Origin of the sequence: Kocuria sp. LHG3120 (genome assembly GCF_049897445.1) — a bacterium.
Taxonomy (GTDB): Bacteria; Actinomycetota; Actinomycetes; order Actinomycetales; family Micrococcaceae; genus Kocuria; species Kocuria rosea.
The window spans coordinates 28542-47816 of record NZ_JAFCWG010000005.1; the positions used below are offsets into that span (position 1 = coordinate 28542).

At 72.2% G+C, this 19275-nt stretch carries 21 protein-coding genes; 6 read left to right on the forward strand and 15 right to left on the reverse strand.

Annotated features, from left to right (window positions below; all coding sequences use genetic code 11):
• Positions 1–78: 78 nt before the first annotated feature.
• Together ACP7CD_RS10975 and ACP7CD_RS10980 are read right to left on the reverse strand one after the other, a co-directional pair.
• The gene (locus ACP7CD_RS10975; RefSeq protein WP_426120199.1) at positions 79–825 is read right to left on the reverse strand and encodes a gamma-glutamyl-gamma-aminobutyrate hydrolase family protein; all 747 of its coding nucleotides are present in this window, start codon (positions 823–825) and stop codon (positions 79–81) included.
• A gap of 498 nt (positions 826–1323) precedes the next feature.
• Positions 1324–2370, reverse strand: a complete 1047-nt coding sequence (locus ACP7CD_RS10980) for an alcohol dehydrogenase catalytic domain-containing protein (RefSeq protein ID WP_426120200.1) — start codon at positions 2368–2370, stop codon at positions 1324–1326.
• A gap of 286 nt (positions 2371–2656) precedes the next feature.
• Here ACP7CD_RS10980 and ACP7CD_RS10985 point away from each other — a divergent pair, with 286 nt between their 5' ends.
• Positions 2657–3115 (forward strand): hypothetical protein, encoded by a 459-nt coding sequence (locus ACP7CD_RS10985; protein ID WP_426120201.1) that lies wholly within the window; start codon positions 2657–2659, stop codon positions 3113–3115.
• Positions 3116–3292: 177 nt separating this feature from the next.
• Here ACP7CD_RS10985 and ACP7CD_RS10990 read toward each other — a convergent pair whose 3' ends face one another.
• Together ACP7CD_RS10990 and ACP7CD_RS10995 are read right to left on the reverse strand one after the other, a co-directional pair.
• A complete protein-coding gene (locus tag ACP7CD_RS10990; RefSeq protein WP_426120202.1) occupies positions 3293–4597 on the reverse strand; it encodes an Nramp family divalent metal transporter in 1305 nt (434 codons plus the stop codon).
• Between the two features lie 38 nt (positions 4598–4635).
• Positions 4636–5604, reverse strand: a complete 969-nt coding sequence (locus ACP7CD_RS10995) for a dihydrodipicolinate synthase family protein (protein ID WP_426120203.1) — start codon at positions 5602–5604, stop codon at positions 4636–4638.
• A gap of 186 nt (positions 5605–5790) precedes the next feature.
• Here ACP7CD_RS10995 and ACP7CD_RS11000 point away from each other — a divergent pair, with 186 nt between their 5' ends.
• Together ACP7CD_RS11000 and ACP7CD_RS11005 are read left to right on the forward strand one after the other, a co-directional pair.
• Positions 5791–6825, forward strand: a complete 1035-nt coding sequence (locus tag ACP7CD_RS11000) for a LacI family DNA-binding transcriptional regulator (protein ID WP_426120204.1) — start codon at positions 5791–5793, stop codon at positions 6823–6825.
• Between the two features lie 172 nt (positions 6826–6997).
• Positions 6998–7204, forward strand: coding sequence for a tautomerase family protein (locus tag ACP7CD_RS11005; protein WP_426120205.1), 207 nt, complete (start codon positions 6998–7000; stop codon positions 7202–7204).
• A gap of 120 nt (positions 7205–7324) precedes the next feature.
• Here ACP7CD_RS11005 and ACP7CD_RS11010 read toward each other — a convergent pair whose 3' ends face one another.
• From ACP7CD_RS11010 to dnaB, 4 genes are all read right to left on the reverse strand, one after another.
• On the reverse strand, positions 7325–8272 hold the full coding sequence (locus ACP7CD_RS11010; RefSeq protein WP_426120206.1) for a helix-turn-helix transcriptional regulator: 948 nt from the start codon (positions 8270–8272) through the stop codon (positions 7325–7327).
• A gap of 174 nt (positions 8273–8446) precedes the next feature.
• Positions 8447–9187 (reverse strand): alpha/beta fold hydrolase, encoded by a 741-nt coding sequence (locus ACP7CD_RS11015; RefSeq protein WP_426120207.1) that lies wholly within the window; start codon positions 9185–9187, stop codon positions 8447–8449.
• A 23-nt stretch (positions 9188–9210) separates the two neighbouring features.
• Positions 9211–9675 (reverse strand): ester cyclase, encoded by a 465-nt coding sequence (locus ACP7CD_RS11020; protein WP_426120208.1) that lies wholly within the window; start codon positions 9673–9675, stop codon positions 9211–9213.
• A 173-nt stretch (positions 9676–9848) separates the two neighbouring features.
• Positions 9849–11207 (reverse strand): replicative DNA helicase, encoded by a 1359-nt coding sequence (gene dnaB, locus ACP7CD_RS11025; protein ID WP_133409938.1) that lies wholly within the window; start codon positions 11205–11207, stop codon positions 9849–9851.
• Between the two features lie 149 nt (positions 11208–11356).
• Between dnaB and ACP7CD_RS11030 the strand changes: the two genes are divergently transcribed.
• Positions 11357–12787 (forward strand): amidase family protein, encoded by a 1431-nt coding sequence (locus ACP7CD_RS11030; RefSeq protein WP_426120209.1) that lies wholly within the window; start codon positions 11357–11359, stop codon positions 12785–12787.
• Positions 12788–12953: 166 nt separating this feature from the next.
• Positions 12954–13928, forward strand: coding sequence for an ABC transporter substrate-binding protein (locus tag ACP7CD_RS11035; RefSeq protein WP_017835043.1), 975 nt, complete (start codon positions 12954–12956; stop codon positions 13926–13928).
• On the opposite strand, the gene ACP7CD_RS11040 is transcribed toward ACP7CD_RS11035, so the two are convergent.
• Both ACP7CD_RS11040 and ACP7CD_RS11045 read right to left on the reverse strand, forming a co-directional pair.
• Positions 13925–15040: a patatin-like phospholipase family protein gene (locus ACP7CD_RS11040; RefSeq protein ID WP_109268905.1), complete on the reverse strand. Its 1116-nt coding sequence runs from the start codon at positions 15038–15040 to the stop codon at positions 13925–13927. The two genes, ACP7CD_RS11035 and ACP7CD_RS11040, sit on opposite strands and share 4 nt — an antisense overlap.
• A gap of 475 nt (positions 15041–15515) precedes the next feature.
• Complete coding sequence (locus ACP7CD_RS11045) at positions 15516–15824, reverse strand: hypothetical protein (RefSeq protein ID WP_017835045.1); 309 nt, start codon at positions 15822–15824, stop codon at positions 15516–15518.
• Positions 15825–15922: 98 nt separating this feature from the next.
• Between ACP7CD_RS11045 and ACP7CD_RS11050 the strand changes: the two genes are divergently transcribed.
• Complete coding sequence (locus tag ACP7CD_RS11050; protein ID WP_017835046.1) at positions 15923–16540, forward strand: class I SAM-dependent methyltransferase; 618 nt, start codon at positions 15923–15925, stop codon at positions 16538–16540.
• 105 nt (positions 16541–16645) lie between these two features.
• On the opposite strand, the gene rplI is transcribed toward ACP7CD_RS11050, so the two are convergent.
• The 5 genes from rplI to ACP7CD_RS11075 form a co-directional block, all read right to left on the reverse strand.
• Positions 16646–17095 (reverse strand): 50S ribosomal protein L9, encoded by a 450-nt coding sequence (rplI, locus tag ACP7CD_RS11055; protein WP_017835047.1) that lies wholly within the window; start codon positions 17093–17095, stop codon positions 16646–16648.
• 19 nt (positions 17096–17114) lie between these two features.
• Complete coding sequence (rpsR, locus tag ACP7CD_RS11060; RefSeq protein ID WP_017835048.1) at positions 17115–17351, reverse strand: 30S ribosomal protein S18; 237 nt, start codon at positions 17349–17351, stop codon at positions 17115–17117.
• 78 nt (positions 17352–17429) lie between these two features.
• Entirely contained in the window at positions 17430–18080 is a 651-nt protein-coding gene (locus tag ACP7CD_RS11065) for a single-stranded DNA-binding protein (protein WP_426120210.1), read from the reverse strand.
• A 111-nt stretch (positions 18081–18191) separates the two neighbouring features.
• On the reverse strand, positions 18192–18497 hold the full coding sequence (gene rpsF / locus ACP7CD_RS11070) for a 30S ribosomal protein S6 (RefSeq protein WP_017835050.1): 306 nt from the start codon (positions 18495–18497) through the stop codon (positions 18192–18194).
• Positions 18498–18683: 186 nt separating this feature from the next.
• Positions 18684–19106 carry a TM2 domain-containing protein gene (locus ACP7CD_RS11075; protein ID WP_426120211.1) on the reverse strand — a complete coding sequence of 141 codons (423 nt, stop codon included), beginning with the start codon at positions 19104–19106 and terminating at the stop codon, positions 18684–18686.
• Between the last annotated feature and the right edge of the window lie 169 nt (positions 19107–19275).

The window sequence follows — 19275 nt, forward strand, 5'->3', positions numbered from 1 at the left end:
CGCTCGGGATCCGGCTGCCGAGCCTCTTGTCCGCGCCGCGGAGCGCCACGCCGCGGCGCGGACAAGAGGCGGAGCGGCTCACGCGGCCAGCGCTCGCGGCCTGGGGGCGCGGCGCCGCCCGGACCCGGCCTGCTCCACGAACGCGGAGAACAGGCGCACCCGGTCCGCGGCCGAGCCGTGGGAGTCCTCCGGGTGCCACTGCACCCCGACGGCCCAGGTGCGGTCCAGGTGTTCTGTCCCCTCGACCACACCGTCCTCGGCCACCGCGGTGACGCGCAGCTCGGGGGCCACGACCCCCAGCGCCTGATGGTGATCCGACCGGACGGTGAGCCGGCGGGCGCCGAAGACGGCGGCCAGCCGGCTCCCGGGCTCCAGGGCGACCTCCTCCTCCGGGCACACCGGGTCCCCCGGTGCGCCGCGGTGGCCGTGGCCGGTGCCGAGATCGGGGACGAGAGTCCCCCCGCAGGCCAGGTTGAGCAGCTGGCATCCCCGCCCGATCGCCAGCAGCGGGGCGTCGCGGTCGAGGCTCCGCTCGAGGAGGTCCATGGTGTAGAGGTCGGCGCGCCGGTCGACCCCGTACCCGTTGGGCACGGGCCCGTCCGCCCCGTAGAGGGCAGGGTCCACGTCCCCTCCTCCGAGCACCAGCACCGCGTCCGCGGACGCGATGACGGCCGGGTCGGGCAGCTGCCGGGCACTGGAGTCGACCAGGATCGGCCGGGCTCCGGTGTTGACCAGGCCCTGCAGCGCGGTGCGGGTGTGGCGGCGCATCAGGTCCCGGTTCTGCGGGGTGAGGCCCGGGAAGTTCAGCGACACCACGGTCGCCACGGTGGGCGCACTGGCACGAAGGCTCCACAGTCCTACGGGAGTCACCTCGTGCGCATTCAGATGAACGGCCTGTCGGTTCATGCTGTCATCTCCTGTTCGATCATGAGGTCCTCGCTCCGTGCCGGGTGGCGGGCGCACGCGGCGCCGCCTGGCCGGTCGGAGGGAGGAGTTCAGGCCCGAAGCGTTTTCGGGGGCACCTGGTGAGTTGTTGCGGAGCTGGACGGTGGCGGTGGAGCCGACCGGGATCGGAGCGGCGGACACCGGGGTGAACGGCGGTCGCCCTTCACGCGATGCACCGGGGAAGTTCGCGTCCCCCGAGTGGTGCAGATCACTCTGCCCGAGACGGAAGGGGGTACGCCCCTCTTTTCCGGAAGAACATTGCCGATTCTTCGCGATCCACGAAAATCGGCTGTCAGGACGCGGGGTCGGGGTCCGGGCAGAGGCAGGTGGGCCCCGGCCTCGGGGCGCGGGGACCTCGCACACCGCCTCCGAGCGGGTCTACAGCGCGGGATCGATCATCGTCATGCCGGCGACCGGAGCGGTGTCGAACACCGGTAGCAGCGCCGCCGCCTCGTCGAGCCCGATGGTGCGCTCGATGAGCTTCTGGGGCTGCAGTGCCCCCTGTTCGATGAGCATCATCATGGCCGGATAGTCGGCCGCGGCCATGCCGTGGCTGCCGAGCAGGTCCAGCTCCCAGCCGATGACCCGCGCCATCGGCACCCGCGGGTGGCCCTCGACCGGCGGCAGCAGGCCGATCTGGACGTGCCGCCCGCGCCGGCGCAGGCTGATGACCGCGTCGGCGCAGGTCTGCTCGCTGCCCACGGCGTCGACGGCGACGTGGCCGCCCCCGCCGGTGAGGGCGGCGACCGCCGCGGGGACGTCGGTGACGTCGGCCCCGTCCGCGCGCAGCGTGTGCTCCGCGCCGAGCTCGCGGGCGAGGGCGAGCGCCTCCGGGTTGCGGTCGACCGCGATCACGCGTCCACCCAGCGCCCGGGCGATCATCACCGCGCTGAGCCCCACCCCGCCGGCCCCGACCACGGTGACCCACTCCCCCGCGGCGAGGCGCGCCCGGTCGGCCAGGGCCCGGTACGCCGTGGCGAACCGGCACCCCAGCGCGGCGGCGGTGGGGAGGTCGACGTGCTCGGGGACGGCCACGAGATTCGTGTCGGCCCCGTGCAGGGCGACGTACTCGGCGAAGGACCCCCAGTGGGTGAACCCCGGTTGCTGCTGAGCGGGGCAGACCTGCGCGTTGCCGGAGCGGCACCACTCGCACCGGCCGCAGCCGCAGACGAAGGGGACGGTCACCCGGTCCCCGGTGCGCCACCGGCGCACGCCCGCGCCCACCGCGACCACCACCCCGGCCAGCTCGTGCCCGGGGACGTGGGGCAGCGCGATCTCGTCGTGCCCGGCCCAGGCGTGCCAGTCGCTGCGGCACATGCCGGTGGCCTCCACCCGGACGACCACCCCGTGGGGCGGGGCCGTGGGCTCGGCGACGTCACGGACCTCCGGCCGGCCCCGGACAGCATCGATCACCACTGCGCGCATGCCCCCACTCTCCCACGGACGTGCGTCACCGGCAGGGGTGTGAGCAAGGAGACAGCGCTCGCCGATGCGTCACTCCGCACCGTGGTGGTAGACCAGGTGAGGGAGAAACCGTGCACTGTGGGTGCGGCGCGGCCCGCTGGGACCTCCTGTCCCCTGCCGGGCGAGGTGCCGTGTCCGCGGGGGCGCACTCGCGCCCGTGACCGAGATCCCGGCCCCGCCCCGGGAGCGCGCCGCCGCTCTCCTCGCTGTTCGCCTTCCCCACCAGCCCGTGCCCGGAGGAGCCCCGTTGAGTGTGAAGCAGTTCCTGGACGACCACGGCCGGAGCCGGACCACCGCCACCTCGGTGCGGGTCTTCGCCGACGTGGCGGGCACCCCGCGCACCCCGGCGCCGGCCTGGTGGAACCACGCGGTGACGATCATGTTCGTCGCAGTGATCGGTGCGGCCCTCTCCTTCACCACGCCCGCCCTGCCGGCGCTGTCGGGACTCCTGGTCGCGATCTCCGGAGTGGCCCTGGCGGCCCTGGCCGAGATCGATCGTGGACGGTGGTCCGACAGTCGCGCGCGCGCCGTCGAGGAGTCGGTGTGGATCGCCGACCAGTGCGGGTACCGGGTGGACGCCGCCGGCGGAGCCCTGCGGTGGCGCAACGGCGACCGGAGCATGGTCGCCCGGCTCGGTCACCGCGGCGGCGGGTGGGACCTGTTCCTGCTCGACGTCGAGGCCCCGGCCCTCGAGAGCGACCGCTGACGACGGCCCCCTCCCGCGCCGTCCCCTGATCACCGCCGTCCCCTGATCGTTCCCGGGCGGCGCTCGAGCCCGGCCGCTGCCCGGCGGCCGGGCTCGAGGTGCGGAGCCGATGCGGGAGGGCGGGAACCACCGGTGTGGTTCCCGCCCTCTGCGTGCTCCACGGGCTGGAGTTGCGGCTCAGCCGAGCAGTGCGGTCAGGAGCCGGTAGCAGGTGGCCAGGATCGCGACCAGGCCGAGCAGGCCCAGAGCCGTCTGCCACCATCGGTTGACGTGTCGGCCCATCACGTCACGGCGGGTGGCCATGACCAGCAGGAGGACGCCCAGCAGCGGAGCGACGATCACGGTCAGCGCCTGGGCGGTGATGATCAGCTGGATCGGGGACCCCTGGGCGAGCAGGGTGACCGCCAGGCCGAAGGCCAGGACCACACAGATCATGGCCTTGACCCGGTGCCGGTCCAGCTTGTTGCCCCAGCCCAGCGTGTCCGAGATGAGGGTGCCGCCGGCGGTGGCGTTGGCGATCATCGAGGAGAACGCCGCCCCGGTGAACCCGAGGCCGAAGACGGTCACGCCGACCGGCCCCGCCAGGGGTTCCAGGACCTTGGACAGGTCCCCGAGGGTGGCGGCGGTGCCGCCGGTGGCCTGCAGCGCGGTGGCGGCGACCACGATGACCAGGATGGTCATGACGCCCGGGGCCACGATGCCGGGGATGGTGTCGGCCAGGGTGGTGGCCCTGTACTGCTCGGGGCGCAGGCCCCGTTCCCGGGAGGCGTAGCCGGTGTAGAAGGCGGCATTGATCGAGAAGTTGGTGCCGACCAGGGCCACCAGCAGCATCCCGGCCCCGGGCGGCAGGGAGGGGATGAAGCCGTCGGACACCTCGACCCAGTCGGGCCGGGTGAGCACCGCCGAGGCGAGGAACCCGAAGGCCATCAGCGCGATGATCGCCAGCAGCCCGCGCTCGAAGACCTTGTAGTAGTTCGGCGCCCAGGCCACCACGCCCACGAGCACCGTGCAGGCCAGGGTCCACAGGGTCGGGGAGCCGCCGACGACCATCGACATCCCCAGCCCGGAGCCCACCGCGTTGCCCACGGAGAACATCAAGGTGATCAGGAAGACCCCGATGCCGGCGGCCACCCCGGTGGCCCTGCCGAGGCGCTTCTTGATCATCTGGATCAGGGAGCGGTCGGAGGCCAGAGCGATCCGCACGCTCATGTCCGTGAAGCCGAGCATCAGGATGGTGGAGACGGCGATGACCCAGATCAGGTCGTAGCCGTGGAGGCTGCCGGCCTGGACTGCCGAGGTCAGGTTGCCCGGGCCGAACTGCCAGGCCCCGACGATGAACCCCGGGCCCATCAGGGCCAGTGCGCCCAGCAGCCGTGATCGGCGGGTGGGCCGGACAGGGGGTTCAGCGCCGGGAGCGGGGGTCCCGGAGCCGGCCACCTCGTGAGTGGCCCGGTGCGCGGACTTCTTGGATCGAGCAGTCATGCTGGTCATCGTCGTTCTCCACCGTCCTGGTTGGGAAATCACACCACGCTGGTGGCCTGGAAGCCGCGGGTCGTCGTGTACTGGGCGTTGTCACCGACGAGCCCGGCGGAGGTCAGGGCGGCGGAGATCTCCTCGCGCGCCCCCTCGGCCAGGGGCAGCAGAGGCGGCCGGACCACGGCGTTGGGCAGGACCCCGCGCTCGACCAGGCCCATCTTCAGCGCCACGGTGCCCTCCATGTGGGAGCCGCGGTGGTAGACGGCCTTGGTGACCGGCAGCAGCTTGTCGTGCAGCGCCCGGGCGGCGGTGTAGTCCTTGGCCTTGCCGGCGGCGATGAGCTCGATCAGCGGCTCCGGGGCGAGTCCGCCGTAGCCGACCAGGGCGCCGTCGACGTCGAACATGGTGTGCAGCAGGTACTCGTCGTGGCAGGTGAGGATCTGCAGGTCCGGGTTCTCCTTCCGCAGCACGGGGATCTCGGTGTCCCAGCGGCGCATGTTGCGCACGCCGTTCTTGGTGGCGAACACGCCGGGCTGCTCAGCGATCTCGAGCTGGGTCCTGAGGTTGTAGCTGGCCTTGGTGGCATCGGGGTACTGGAAGAGGATCAGCGGCAGGTCCGACTCCTCGTGGATGATCCGGTAGCGCTGCTGCGGGGCGCCGTCCTGGTAGCCGAAGCGCAGCCAGCCGTGGGAGGGGTAGACCAGTCCGGCCTTCGCCCCGGCCTCGCGGGCCCGGGCGGCCTCGAGGCCGGCGACCTTGTCGCCCTCGCCGGTGATGCCGGCGATGATCGGCACCTCGCCGGCGGCGTCGACCATGGTGCGGATGACGTCGACCTGCTCCTCGGCGGTGAGGTAGGTGCCCTCACCGGCGTGCCCGAGGCAGACCAAGCCCTTCACGCCCGGCACGGAGGCGAGCCAGCGGGTCAGGTTCGCCACGGCGTCGTGGTCGACCTCCATGTCGGCGGTGAAGGGGGTGACGGGGGCGGGAACGAGACCGCGGAGATCGAGTGACATTGGGGTTCCTCCTGTGTTGGGAACGTTTGCGGGAACGTTTTCAACTATGATGTGAGCCATGACACCTGTCAACACCCCCGCCGGAACTTTTGTGATGCGGCTCATGGATCCCCGCTGGGAGCAGCCCGCTCCCAGCCCGTGCCGCCACGGGCTTTGGTATCGTCCGAGCCATGGACCAGGACGGGCATGACTGAGCAGGCGGCCTCGCGCACCGTCACGATCCGTGACGTCGCCCGCGTGGCCGGAGTGAGCACCTCCACGGTCTCCCGGGTCCTCGACGACCGGCATCCGCCCTCGAAGTCCCCCTCGGCCGAGCGCGTCCGGGCGGCCGCGGCCGAGCTGGGCTACCGGCCCGACGCCTACGCCTCCGGGCTGCGCCGCCAGCACACCGGCACCGTCGGGGTCCTGGTGCCGCGGCTGTCGGACACGGTGATGGCGGTGTTCTTCGAAGAGGTCGCCCGGGCATGTGCCCGTCAGGCCGGTTTCGCCATGGTGGCCACCACCGAGGACCGGCCCGAGGCCGAGAAGGCCACCGTGGAGACCCTGCTGCGCCAGCGCGTGGACGGGCTGATCCTGACCACCGCCCGCCTGGAGGACCCCGTCGCCGCCCAGCTGCGGGCACAAGGGGTGCCGCATGTCCTGGCGCTGCGCACCGATCACATCAGCCCCTCGGTCACCGGCGACGACGAGCTCGGCGGGTACCTGGCCACCCGCCATCTGCTGGACCTTGGCCACCGCGACATCGCCCTGGTCGCCGGGCCCTCCTACGCCTCCACCGCCGTGGCCCGACAGGCCGGCTACCGCCGCGCCATGTCCGAGGCCGGCCTGACCGAGGTCGACCACCTCGTCCACGAGTCGACCTTCGGCATGGACTCCGGGGAGACCGTCGCCCGCGCAGTCCTGGCCGGCGCGCACCGGCCCACCGCGATCTTCGCCGTCAACGACAACACCGCCATCGGCGTGCTGGCCGCCGCCCAGGCCGCCGGGCTGTCCGTGCCCGAGGACCTGTCGGTGGTCGGCTACAACGACATCCCCGTCTCGGCCCGCCTGCCCGTGGCCCTGACCACCGTGCGGGTGCCCTTCGACCAGATCGCCGCCAACGCCGTGGAGCTGCTCACCCAGCAGCGCACCGGCGCCCTCGGCGAGCCACGCCGGGTGGTCACCCCCACTCTGATTCCGCGCCAGTCCACCGCCCGGCCCCCCGCCGCACACCCTGCCTGAGGCCACCTCTCCGGATGCCGACGACCGGCGCGGGCCCGGTTCCGCGGAGATCAGCCCGGCGGCGGCGGCAGCCCCCGAACCGTCCACGCGATCCGTGACCGACGCCGGCCGAACCGGCCGGCAGCACCACCCACCACCGCCGGCTCTCGACAGCCTGCAGAACGGAGACAACATGCCCATCGTCACCATCAACATGGTTGCCGGCCGGGACCGCGCCGTGGTCCAGGACTGCCTGCGCGAGGTCGCCAGGACGGTCTCGCGCACCCTCGACGCCCCGCTGTCCTCCGTACGGGTGCTGGTCAACGAGGTCGACCCGGAACTGTGGACGGTCGGGACCACCCTCAAGAGCGACGACCGCCCCTCCGGCCCGGCGTCCTGAACCGCTCATGAGCTCGTCGGCGTGGTCCGCTCCTGGCAGGCCGAGGGCGTGGCGGCAGTCGCCGCGGCCGGTGCCGCCGTCGTGCCGCCGGGCGCGGGCCCGTCGTTCCGACGACGGCCCTCAGCGGTCCAGGGTGCGGCTCGGTGTCGTCCCGTAGATCTGGCGGTAGTACTGCGCGAAGCGTCCCGCATGGGTGAAGCCCCATCGGGCCGCGATCCCCTTCACGGTGTCCCCACGAGCCGGGTCACCGTCCTGGAGGTCGCGGTGGGCGGCGTCCATCCGCGTCCGGCGCAGGTACTGGGCCGGGGTCAGACCCTGGGGATGGTTGGCCCGGAACGCTCGCACCAGGACCTTCGTGGTCGTCCGGGCGGCGCGGGCGGCGTCCTCCACGGTGATCGGGTCCGAGGCGTGGTCGTCGATGAACTGCACCGCGATCCGGTAGCGGCGGGACTGGGCCTCCATGGACAGGTACCGCTCCTCCCGGTCCCCGAGCAGGGGGAAGCACTCCAGCAGGCCCACGGCCAGGTGGCGGGTCAGGTCGGCCCGCACCATGGGCTCGTCGAACGCTCCCGACCCCAGCATGTCGGCTCCACGGCGCACCAGGCCCGACCAGTACTCGCCGAGCCGGGCGCTGACCGGTGCCGAGGAGCTGAAGTCCACCGGCGTCTCGTGGCCGTAGACGGTGTCGGCCGTGGCCTGCACCAGCTCCACCGGCAGGTGCGCCATGGTCACGTCGACGTCCTGCGCCACCACCAGGGACGGGTGCTCGGGGCGGAACAGCACCGATGAGCCCGCGGCCGCAGCACCGATCTCCGAACGGATCTGCCAGTCGTACCGGACGCCTCGCACATGGGCCACCGTGAAGACCTCGGTGTCCCCCCACAGGGACATCGTTCCGCCCACGTGCACCGCCGACATGGCGACCTGGTCGTCCCCCGCCCTCGACAGCCGGTAGGAGAACCCCGGATCGGTGGAGCCGTAGCCGAAGCGCATGCCGGTCCGCTCGCCGAGCGCGGGCAGCACCTCCGGGTCCAGGATCGTGAGCTCGTGGCGGAACACCTCACCCATGAGTCAGCACCGCCTCCCGCCCAGGGCCCACCCCACGGGGGCTCTGCTCCGAAGGACCATTCTCCAGATCCGCCGGAGGGTCCGCACCATTGTGACCCGACACTTCGACGACCCGGCAGAGCACACCGGTGGGCAGCCCCGCACGTTCCCGGCAGTGGAGCGCCGCTTCTCGCGTCAGTGCGCTGCGGTCAGGAAGCGGTGGAGCACCTCGTTGTAGGGCGCCCCGGTGCGCTGGACGCTGTGGCCGGCACCGGGCACGACAGCTCGCTGGGCCTCGAGATCTCGCTCGAGGACGTCGCAGACGACGTCGAAGACCGGGCTGTGACCGCCGGAGACGACCAGCTTCGGAAAGGGCGCCTCGCGCAGGGCGCTCACCGGGATCCGGGCCTCGTCGGTGAGGCGTTCGTGCCGGAGGAGCTGCGCGTTCTGCAGCAGCGCGGGCGGCAGCGGGTCCGGCGGGGTGACGGCGCTGCCGACGTGGGCGATGAACGCGTGCAGGAACGCGGTGGGATCGGCCGGCCCCTGGTCCCACAGCTCCCGCAGCCCCGAGGCGTAGTCGCGCACGATCGGATCGTCGGGCAGAAGACCGAAGGCCGGCGGTTCGTTGACGGTCAGGGACCGGACCATCCCGGGGCGCCGAGCCGCCGCCAGCAGGGCCACGACGCCGCCGTAGGAGTGCCCGACCAGGTGCATGGGCTCGGTGAGCAGCTCGGCGACGTCCCCGGCGTCGACCTCGAAGTCCTCGGCCTCGGCCGGCGGGTTGGGGAAGTAGCCGCGCCGGTCCACCACGACCAGGTGCCAGTGCCGGGCCAGGGGCCGCTGGGCGTCCCAGGTCATCGCCCCGCCGGTGACGCTGCCGTGGACCAGCAGCACGGGCGGACCGGCGCCCCAGTGCTCGACGTGGACGCCCGGCATGGGCACCTCCCGTGTCCGCGTGCTCAGCTCAGGCCGAGCTGTTCCTGCTGGGTCGCGAGATCGTAGTAGCGCCGCTCCTCCACGATCAGGCCCTCCTCGTCCAGCCGATCGAAGAACGCCATGGGGAATCGCAGCCGGCGTCCGGTCGCGGGGACCTCCCCGGTGGGCAGTGCCAGCGGTCCGTCGTGCGTGCCGGTCAAGGTCGCCTCGACCGCGGTCACCGGGCCGTCGACGACCGTGCGCGTGACCTCCATGCCCAGGTCCGGGAAGGCCCGGAGGAAGTCCGCGATGTCCCGCTCGATCGCGGCCCGGCCCCGCAGGGGCTCGGGGTACTGCGGGTCGACGACCACGGCGTCCTCGGCGTAGAAGGAGGCGAAGCCGGCAATGTCGTGAGCGTTGATCGCGGCGACCGGCTCGTCGGGCACCCGCCTGCTGGGCTCCCCGGGGCCTTCCCCCGGGGCCGTCGCGTCTGCGGTCGGTGCGGTCATGGCAGGCTCCTCGTGCTCGGGATCCGACACCACCATGGTCCCCCCGGCCGGCAGCCCCGACAACGTCCGTTAGGCAATCGTTGGGGACCGACCCGGCGGAGCGGCACGGCCGTGCCGCTCCGCGCGGACCCGGGGGTGAACAGCCGAGGAGCGCTCCTCGAGCCGGGCGCGGGTCAGAGTCCCTCGTGCGCCATGTTCGCGAACCGGGAGTAGTGGCCCTGGAACGCCACCACGATCGTCTTGGTGGGACCGTTGCGGTGCTTCGCCACGATCACGTCGGCCTCACCCGCGCGCGGCGACTCCTTGTCGTAGACGTCGTCGCGGTGCAGCAGGATCACCATGTCCGCGTCCTGCTCGATGGATCCGCTTTCACGAAGATCAGACACCATCGGCTTCTTGTCCTGGCGCTGCTCGGAACCACGGTTCAGCTGCGACAGCGCGATGACCGGGACCTCGAGCTCCTTGGCCAGCAGCTTCAGGGCACGGGAGAACTCCGAGACCTCCTGCTGGCGGGACTCGACCTTCTTGCCGGAGCTCATGAGCTGCAGGTAGTCGAGCACCACGAGCTTGAGGTCGTGCTTCTGCTTGAGCCGGCGGCACTTCGCCCGGATTTCCATGAGGGACATGTTCGGGGAGTCGTCGATGAACAGCGGCGCGGAGTCCATCTTGCCCATCGTGGTGGCGATCTTGGCCCACTGCTCGTCCTGCAGCCGGCCCTTGCGCAGGTCCTGCATGTTCAGCGTGGCCTCGGCGGAGAGCAGGCGCATGGCGATCTCGTTGCGGCTCATCTCGAGGGAGAAGATCACCGTGGTCTGGTTGTGCTTGATCGCCGCGGACCGCGCGACGTCGAGGGCCAGCGTCGATTTGCCCATGGCCGGCCTGGCCGCGATGACGATCATCTGGCCGCCCTGGAAGCCCTGGGTCAGCTCGTCGAGCTCGATGAAGCCGGTGGGCACGCCGCGCATGCCCTCGCCGCGGGAGCCGGCGGCCTCGATCTCGTCGACCGTGGACTCGATGACCTCCTTGAGCACCGTGTAGTCCTCGGAGGAGCGGCGCTCGGCCACCTGGTAGATCTCGGCCTGGGCGGCGTTGACGATGTCGTCGACCTCGCCGTCGGAGCTGTAGCCGAGCTGCACGATCTTGGTGCCGGCCTCCACGAGCCGGCGCAGCACGCCGCGCTCGCGCACGATCTCGGCGTAGAAGCCCGCGTTGGCCGCGGTGGGCACGGAGGAGATGAGGGTGTGCAGGTACGCGGGACCGCCGACGCGCTCGATCTCGCCGCGCTTGGTCAGCTCGTCCGCCACCGTGATGGCGTCCGCGGGCTCGCCGCGCCCGTACAGGGAGATCACGGCCTCGTAGATGGACTCGTGGGCGGGCTTGTAGAAGTCGACGCCGCGCAGGACCTCCACCACGTCCGCGATCGCGTCCTTGGACAGCATCATCCCGCCGAGCACGGACTGCTCCGCGACGTTGTCCTGCGGCGGGGTCCGGCCGTACTCCCGGTCGCTCCCGGACGAGCGCTCCGACACCATCGACACCTGGTCCACCTCTCCCCGCGCACCCGCGGACAGCGGAGCGCGCACACGACGACGCCGCCCCGATCTTCCGGGCAGCCCCTCCATTCTCGCACCGACCGCGGACACCGCTTGCCGCCCGGGCCCGTCCGTGGACACCATGGATCATGACGCTCACCACAGACCTCAGCGGCCCCTGTTCGTGGGACATCAGGACCACCCGGGCGGAGCTGGCCGCGGGCCGGATCAGCCACGTGGAGCACCTCGACGCCCTGCTGGAGCGCCTGCCCACGGCGCAGCGGCTGGGCGCGGTGATCAGCGCGGACCCGGAGCTGGCCCGGGCCTTCGCCCACGCGCTGGACCGCCGGGAGACGCGGGGCCCGCTGGCGGGGATCCCGCTGGCGGTCAAGGACATCGTGGACGTCGCGGGATTCCCCACCACCGGCGGGACCCGGTCGCTGGAGCACGACGTGGTGGCGCGGGACGCCCCCGCGGTGGCCCGCCTGCGCGAGGCCGGGGCCCTGTTCGCCCTCAAGACCAACCTGCACGAGCTGTCCTTCGGCATCACCTCCAACAACGGCGCGTACGGGCCGGTGCGCCACCCCGCCGACCCGGCGCTGAGCCCCGGCGGCAGCAGCGGGGGCTCGGCGGTGGCCGTGGCGGTGGGCCTGGTCCCGGCCGCGGTCGCCGCGGACACCGGGGGCTCGGCCCGCATCCCCGCCGCCCTGTGCGGGATCGTGGGCTTCCGGCCCACGCTGGGCCGCTACCCGTCGTCGGGCGTCCTCCCGATCGCCCACTCGCGGGACACGATCGGCCCCATGGCCCGGACCGTGGACGACATCGTGCTGCTGGACGCCCTGCTCGCGGGCGAGCACCCGCTGGGCGCGCCGGGCGCGCGGCACCTGGAGTTCGACGACGAGGGCCCCGGCCCGCTCCACGGCGTCCGGCTCGGCGTGCCCGAGCTGTTCCTCGAGGACCTGGAGCCGGGCGTGGACACGGTCTTCGGCGCGGGCCTGCGAGCGCTGGAGGCGGCCGGCGCGGAGCTCGTGCCGGTCGACGTCCGCCCCGCCCGGGAGCTGGCCGCCGCGGCCGGCATGACGATCGCCCTCCACGAGTTCCTGCCCGATCTCCAGTCCTATCTGGAGGCGCGCGGCACGGGGCGCTCCCTCGACGAGGTGCGGGACGGGATCGGCAGCCCGGACGTGCGGCGGATCTGGGAGCTGGCGCAGGTGTTCCGCGCCGCCGACGACGACTACCGCGCGGCCCAGGAGGACCGCCGGCTCGCAATGCGGCTGTACACGGGGGCGATGCAGGCCCAGGGGGTGACGGCCCTGGTGCAGCCGACGTGCCCCCTGACGGCCCGGCCGATCGGCGACGACGAGACCGTCGAGCTCAACGGCCGGCGCGTGCCCACCTTCGACACCTTCACCCGCCACTCTGACCTCGCCGGCATCATCGGCACCCCGGGGATCAGTCTCCCCGCCGGGCGCACCGCGGAGGGCCTGCCGGTGGGCCTGGAGCTCGCGGCGGGACCGGGGGCGGACGCCGTGCTGCTGGACCTCGCCCGCACCGTGGAGGCGCTGCTGCGCGACCAGTGAGCCGCCGAGGTGCTTTTCGGGGGACACCGCAACAATTCAGAGCTACAACCGTTGACGAGTCCAACGGTCGCCCTCTACGGTGAGGTCACCGATGTGCGTGATGCATCTCACAGCGGATTCGCCGGTGCCGGGCGCCGGCAGGACCGACCCGAGGAAGAGGACCCCCATGAAGCACCCGTTCGCCAGAGCAGCCGCCGTCGGAACCGTCCTGACGTTCGCCCTGACCGCCTGCGGCGGCGGGGGGACCACCGGCGGCGGCGGGGGCGGCGAGGAGCTGCAGCCGCTCACCATCGGCGTCATCCCCATCGCACCCTCCGCGCCCGTGCAGCTCGCCCTCGACGAGGGCATCTTCGAGAAGCACGGCCTGGACGTCACGATCGAGACCGCCCAGGGCGGCGCCGCCATGCTCCCGGCAGTCTCGGGCGGCTCCATGGACATCGGCGTGGGCAACCCGCTCTCGGTCATCCTCGCCAAGGACCAGGGCCTCGACATGAAGATCCTCAGCGGCTACAGCAGCTCCATGGCCGAGGGCGAGGACATCACCGGCGTGGCCGCCAACCAGGACGCCGGCATCGCGTCCTGGGCCGACCTGGCCGGCAAGCGGGTCGCGGTGAACACGATCAACGGCCAGGGGGACCTCACCATCAAGGAGGCCGTGAGCAAGGCCGGCGGCGATCCCGACGCCGTGAACTTCGTGGAGATGCCCTTCCAGGACATGCCGGCTCAGCTGGAGCGCGGGGAGATCGACGCCGCCTGGGTCCCGGAGCCGTTCCTGACCCAGCTGATCAACGGCGAGCAGACCGCCCTGGTCGGCTACAACTACCAGGACACCGTCCCGGGCCTGGACACCATGGTCACCTTCAGCAGCACGGCGTTCACCGAGGAGAACCCGGAGGTCCTCGAGGACTACAACGCCGCGATCGACGAGGCGCTCCAGTTCGCCCAGGAGAACCCCGACCGGGTGCGCGAGACCATCGTGAGCTTCCTCAACATGCCGGAGGAGGTCGCCACCGACCTGCGGCTGGAGGAGTTCGACGCGGAGGTGGACCGCGACGAGCTCGAGACGCTCGCCGAGCTGATGCTCAAGTACGACGTGATCGAGACCGAGGCGAACCTGGACGAGATCGTCCAGGCCGACTAGGACCGCGGCCGCGCCGGCGGGAACTCGTCGGCGCGGTCGATGGCCTCCTCGGTCATCCGCCGGCCGAGCTCGATGAGCTCCCCGGCGCGGTGGAAGTCCAGCAGCCGCCCGGCGCTCTTCGGCACGGTGATGAGCAGGTCGGGCGGGTAGCCGGCCAGCCGGTAGCGCAGCACCATGGACTGCAGCACCTCGAGGGAGAGCTGCATGACGTCGAGCGTGCGCAGCCCCGCCGGCAGGGCGCCGAAGCCGTCCTGGGCGAGTTCCTCCGCGGTCTCCTCGGCGGCGTCCACGAGCGCGTCCTGACCGACGTCCTGGACGGCGTCCCGGACGGCGTCCTGGACGAGGGCCTCGGCGGCGTCCACCGGGGCCGACCCGGCGGGGCGCAGGAACCGGGACGGGGTGCTGCGGCCGCGCGTCTCCGCGAAGCGCTCCAGGACGCTGCGCGTCAGCTCGCGGTCCAGGACGTGGGAGGCGCTGCGCCGGAACCGCTCCGCCCACTCCTCGGACGGCCGCACGGCGGACGTCTCGTGGGCCGGGACCCTGCCCTCCCCGGACTGCTGCCCCCCGGACAGGGAGACCGCCACCGTCACGTCCGCGCGGGTGGCGACGGTCGCGGCGATGGGCACGGGGTTCATGATCCCCCCGTCGGCGAGCAGCCGGCCGTTGAGCATGACGGGGGTGATGATGCTCGGCAGAGCGATCGACGCGCGGACGGCCACGTCCACCGGGCCCTCCTGGAACCAGACCTCCTTGCGGGCGAGCAGGTCCGTGGCCACCGCCGTGAAGGGGATGGGCAGGTCCTCGATGAGCCGGCCGGCGAGCAGCTCGCGCACCTTCGCCATGATCTTCTCCGCGCGGATCACCCCGGGCGCCGAGGGGGACGGGTCCAGCAGCCGCAGCACGTCCCGCTGGCTCAGACCCAGCACCCACTGCGCGTACGCCTCCAGCTGCCCGGCGGCGTGGAGGCCGCCCACGAGCGCCCCCATCGAGCTCCCTGCCACGGTCACGATGTCGTAGCCGCGCTCCTCGAGCACCTCGATCACGCCGATGTGGGCGTAGCCGCGGGCACCGCCGCTGCCCAGCGCCAGGGCCACGCGCGTGCGTGGGGACATCCGCCGCTCCTCTCCCGCCGGGGACCGGCCACTGCACTGGACCGGCCGGGTGCCCCGAGCCTAGCCCGCCGGCCGCGGAGGGCGACTCCCCGACCGGGTGCCGGACCCGTGGCCGGACCAGCTCGGGAAGGATGGAAGACCCTATCAGCCGACGGGGTTTTCCACCCTGTGGACAACCGGTGGAAAACGCCGTGGACGGCTGTGCACAGGTTGGGGAGAACCCTGTGGAAAGTTATGCACAGGGTTCCACAAATCCCGCTCTGACCAGGAGCGACGGTGATGCACACCCTGTGCAGGGCGGACCCGGACAGCACCGCTGCCGTCCACAGCACCGTGTTCTCCGACTCGTGTTCCGGCCCACGTCGGAGGCCGGTCCGTCACGAGCACCGCGCACCCCGGACCGCCCCGAGCACCACGTGGGCGCAACGGCCCGGCACGCCCTGTTCCTGGAGCCGGAGAAGGCCTCCGCCCGCCCTCAGGACACCGAGGCGAGCAGCGCCAGCCACAGCAGCGGGTGGCAGAGCACCGACAGCCCCAGCAGCACCAGGAACCGGACCCGGTCGGACGCGAACCCGATGGCCCCCGCGAGAGCCACCACCGCCGTCACAGTGGCCCCCACCGCCGCCGCGACGAAGCCGATCACGAAGAACGCCATGGAGGTCTCGGGCCCTGCGGAGTTCCCGCCCAGGAACGCCACGACAAAAGCCAGTACGGTGAAGAGCAGGCATCCCACGCCGAACCAGTACAGGGCGGACGGCGAGACACGGGAGATCAGGGACGGCATGCACCCATTGTCTCCCGGGGAACCCGACGGCACCGCCGCACCGGCCCGCGGGTGCCCGAACGCCCGACCGACGCACCCGACCCCTCCAGGAGATCCCCGTGGACGACAACCAGCGCATGTGGGAGGACCGGTACGCCTCCGGGGGGTCCTCCCCCGACGGCGCCCAGCCGCACCCCGAGGTGGCCGCCCTCCTGGACCGGCCGGCCCGGGAGCGCACGGGCGGCCCGCCGACCGCCCTCGACCTGGGCGCGGGCACCGGCCGCCACACCCTGGCCCTGGCCGCGGCCGGCTACGACCCCACCGCCGTGGACTTCTCCCCCAGTGCCGTGCGGACGATCACCGGGGCGCTGGCGGAGCGCGGCCTGCCGGGCCGCGCCCTGGTCGCCGACCTGCGGACCTGGACGCCCGAGCAGGAGCAGCGCTCCGGGCCCGACGCCGTGCCCCCGCAGTTCGATCTGATCGTCGCCGCGTACTTCCAGCACGACCTGGCGCTGCTGCGCCGCGCCGCCGAGTGGCTCGTCCCCGGCGGCCGGCTGCTGTGGATCACCCACGCCCCCGGCAGCGTCGAGGGCCCGCCCCCGACCGTGCCCCGGCCGACCCTCCAGGAGACCGTCGCCGTGCTCGAGGGCAAGGGACTGGACCTGCTGCGCGCCGAGCAGGTGCGCACCACCGACACCGCGCTCGACGTCGTCGTCGAGGCCCTCCGGCCCCGCTGAGCGATCCCGCCGGCCGATTCCGCTGGAGACGCCGGACATGCGGAAAGGGCCCCCGCGGCGCACCGCGGGGGCCCTTTCCGTGCTTGCACGGACCGGAGGAACCGATCAGGCGGGGACGACCTCGAACTCGACGTTCGCGTTGACGTCCTCGTGCAGACGCACGGAGGCCTGGTACACACCGGTGGTCTTGATGTGCTGGTTGAGCTCGACCTTGCGCTTGTCCACGGAGCCGAGGCCGGCGGCCTCGACGGCCTTGGCCACGTCCTCGGCCTTGACGGTGCCGAAGAGGCGACCCTCGGAGCCGGCCTTGACCGGGATGGTCACGGTGGCCGAGGTCAGCTTCTGCGCCAGGACCTGGGCGTCCTCGAGCGAGGCGACCTCGCGCGCGGCGCGGGCGGCCTTGATGCTCTCGATCTGCTTCTCGCCGCCGCGCGACCACGGGGTCGCGAAGCCGCGCGGGAAGAGGTAGTTGCGGGCGTACCCGTTCTTGACCTCGACCACGTCACCGGCAGCGCCGAGACCCGTGACCTCGGTCGTCAGGATGATCTTTGCCATGAGTGTCTGTCCTCTCTGATCAGCGGCCGGCGCCGGAGTAGGGCAGCAGCGCGACCTCGCGGGCGTTCTTGATCGCCAGGGCGATCTTGCGCTGCTCCTGCACGGTCACACCGGTGACGCGGCGGGCGCGGATCTTGCCGCGATCGGAGATGAACTTGCGCAGCAGCGCAACGTCCTTGTAGTCGATCTCAGTGACTTTGGCAGCCTTGAGCGGGTTCTGCTTTGGTTTGGGCTTACGGAGTTCAGCCTTGGCCATCGTGGTGCTCCTTGTTCTTCGAGTGGAGCCCGCGGCTTGTCACCGCGGGATGGGGTGGATGGGAAAAGTGCGGAAGGTCTAGAACGGCGGTTCGTCGTCCTGGCCGCTGCCCCAGTCGTAGTTCCCGCCGGAGGACTGGCTCCAGGGGTCGCTCTGGGGTGCGGCCTGCGGAGCGGGCTGGCGTCCGCCGCCGGAGCGGCCGCCCTGGCCGAAGCCGGAGCCGCCGCCCTGCTGGCCGCCGCCACCGCCGCCGAACCCGGAGTCGCCCCCGAATCCGCCGCCGGCCGGGGTGCCGGCGCCGAAGCCGCCGCCCTGCTGACCGCCGCCCTGCTGGCCGCCGAAGCCGCCGCCCTGCCCGCCGGAGCGGGCGTTGCGGTTGACCTTCGCGGAGGCGTAGCGCAGGGAAGGACCGACCTCGTCGACGTCGAGCTCGGTGACGGTGCGCCGCTCGCCTTCCTTGGTGTCGTAGGACCGCGACTTGAGCCGACCCTGGACGATGACGCGCATGCCCTTCTGCAGCGACTCCGCCACGTTCTCGGCCGCCTCGCGCCACACGGAGCAGCGGAGGAACAGGGTCTCCCCGTCCTTCCACTCGTTGGACTGGCGGTCGAAGGTGCGGGGCGTGGACGCAACGGTGAAGTTGGCCACCGCCGCACCCGACGGGGTGAAGCGCAGCTCGGGGTCAGCGGTCAGGTTGCCGATTACGGTGATGACGGTGTCACCAGCCATGTGGACCTCCCGGGTCGAGGATGTTCGCGGTCGTGCGGGACGTGCTGGGATCTCTCAAGCATCTCACCGGGGGCCCGGTCGGGGCGCCCTCGGTGATCAGTTGTGAAGTCCTTACTCGGCGGAGATCTTCTGCTCTTCCGGGCGGATGATCTTGGTGCGCATGATGGCCTCGTTGAGGTTCAGGACGCGGTCGAGCTCCTGGGTGGTCTGCGGGGTCGCGGTGAAGCGGACGACCGCGTAGATGCCCTCGGTCTTCTTCTGGATCTCGTAGGCGAGGCGACGACGGCCCCAGATGTCGACGGTGTCGACGGTCCCGTTGTCCTTGGTGACGACCTCGAGGAACTTCTTGAGAGTCGGCTCCACGGCACGATCCTCGACCTCGGGGTTGATGATCACCATCAGTTCGTACTCACGCATGTTCGAACCCACCTCCTTCGGGCTGAGCGGCTGCGGTCCTTCCGCAGCAGGAGGTTCTGTAGCGTCGTCCGCGCGCCGGCACCGCACGTCGGGCGGCGGGCACACAGACCTCACAACACTACTACACCCGCGGCTCCGCGCCCAACGGGGCGTGCGCGGTCACCGCGGTGGTCAGGGAACGGGGGCTCAGTACCGGTAGGCGCTGCGGGCGATCGAGGCGTTCACGAGGGCCGTGCGGAACGGCATGGTGAAGACGTCCACGAACATCAGCAGCATCCACGGGATCAGGAACAGGATCCCGACGCCGACCCCCGCGAGGGTCCAGCCCAGGCCGCCGAGGAACAGGTAGATCAGGCCCCAGATCGGCTGGCGCAGATAGAACTTGTGGATGCCCAGCCAGCCCAGGAAGAGCCACAGGACGTAGGCGAGGACCACGGACTTCCCGCCCACCACGTTGACCACGGGCGGCCCGAGGTACGGGGCGCCGCGCCCGCCCCCGCCGAAGGGCTGCCCGCCGAACGGCTGCCCGTGGGGCGCCCGGGAGTACCCGGCGCGGCCGGGGTCGTTGTTCAGCGGGACGGGGCGGTAGTACTCGGGCTCGGGAGCCACGCGGATCCTTTCGGGGCGGAGGGGTCTCGACGGGTGCCGTCCACGGTCAACGGCCCGACCAGTGCAACGGCCCGTCCGGGACGGCTATTCCGGTGCGGGCCGCCACGGGCGGCGAGCTGCACAGGGTGCCGCGGCGGCGGTGCCCCGCCCACCGGGAGCGACCCGAGGG

What these genes read in the sequence shown, in the direction of transcription:
- ACP7CD_RS11040 (WP_109268905.1), bottom strand. Translation starts at nt 15,040, where the DNA reads ATGTCCCCACGCACGCGCGTGGCCCTGGCGCTGGGCAGCGGCGGTGCC.
- ACP7CD_RS11030 (WP_426120209.1), top strand. Translation starts at nt 11,357, where the DNA reads ATGACGCTCACCACAGACCTCAGCGGCCCCTGTTCGTGGGACATCAGG.
- ACP7CD_RS11010 (WP_426120206.1), bottom strand. Translation starts at nt 8,272, where the DNA reads ATGGGTGAGGTGTTCCGCCACGAGCTCACGATCCTGGACCCGGAGGTG.
- ACP7CD_RS11035 (WP_017835043.1), top strand. Translation starts at nt 12,954, where the DNA reads ATGAAGCACCCGTTCGCCAGAGCAGCCGCCGTCGGAACCGTCCTGACG.
- ACP7CD_RS11020 (WP_426120208.1), bottom strand. Translation starts at nt 9,675, where the DNA reads ATGACCGCACCGACCGCAGACGCGACGGCCCCGGGGGAAGGCCCCGGG.
- dnaB (WP_133409938.1), bottom strand. Translation starts at nt 11,207, where the DNA reads ATGGTGTCGGAGCGCTCGTCCGGGAGCGACCGGGAGTACGGCCGGACC.
- ACP7CD_RS11005 (WP_426120205.1), top strand. Translation starts at nt 6,998, where the DNA reads ATGCCCATCGTCACCATCAACATGGTTGCCGGCCGGGACCGCGCCGTG.
- ACP7CD_RS11000 (WP_426120204.1), top strand. Translation starts at nt 5,791, where the DNA reads ATGACTGAGCAGGCGGCCTCGCGCACCGTCACGATCCGTGACGTCGCC.
- ACP7CD_RS11065 (WP_426120210.1), bottom strand. Translation starts at nt 18,080, where the DNA reads ATGGCTGGTGACACCGTCATCACCGTAATCGGCAACCTGACCGCTGAC.
- ACP7CD_RS11045 (WP_017835045.1), bottom strand. Translation starts at nt 15,824, where the DNA reads ATGCCGTCCCTGATCTCCCGTGTCTCGCCGTCCGCCCTGTACTGGTTC.
- ACP7CD_RS10980 (WP_426120200.1), bottom strand. Translation starts at nt 2,370, where the DNA reads ATGCGCGCAGTGGTGATCGATGCTGTCCGGGGCCGGCCGGAGGTCCGT.
- rpsF (WP_017835050.1), bottom strand. Translation starts at nt 18,497, where the DNA reads ATGCGTGAGTACGAACTGATGGTGATCATCAACCCCGAGGTCGAGGAT.
- ACP7CD_RS10990 (WP_426120202.1), bottom strand. Translation starts at nt 4,597, where the DNA reads ATGACTGCTCGATCCAAGAAGTCCGCGCACCGGGCCACTCACGAGGTG.
- ACP7CD_RS11015 (WP_426120207.1), bottom strand. Translation starts at nt 9,187, where the DNA reads ATGCCGGGCGTCCACGTCGAGCACTGGGGCGCCGGTCCGCCCGTGCTG.
- rplI (WP_017835047.1), bottom strand. Translation starts at nt 17,095, where the DNA reads ATGGCAAAGATCATCCTGACGACCGAGGTCACGGGTCTCGGCGCTGCC.
- ACP7CD_RS10995 (WP_426120203.1), bottom strand. Translation starts at nt 5,604, where the DNA reads ATGTCACTCGATCTCCGCGGTCTCGTTCCCGCCCCCGTCACCCCCTTC.
- rpsR (WP_017835048.1), bottom strand. Translation starts at nt 17,351, where the DNA reads ATGGCCAAGGCTGAACTCCGTAAGCCCAAACCAAAGCAGAACCCGCTC.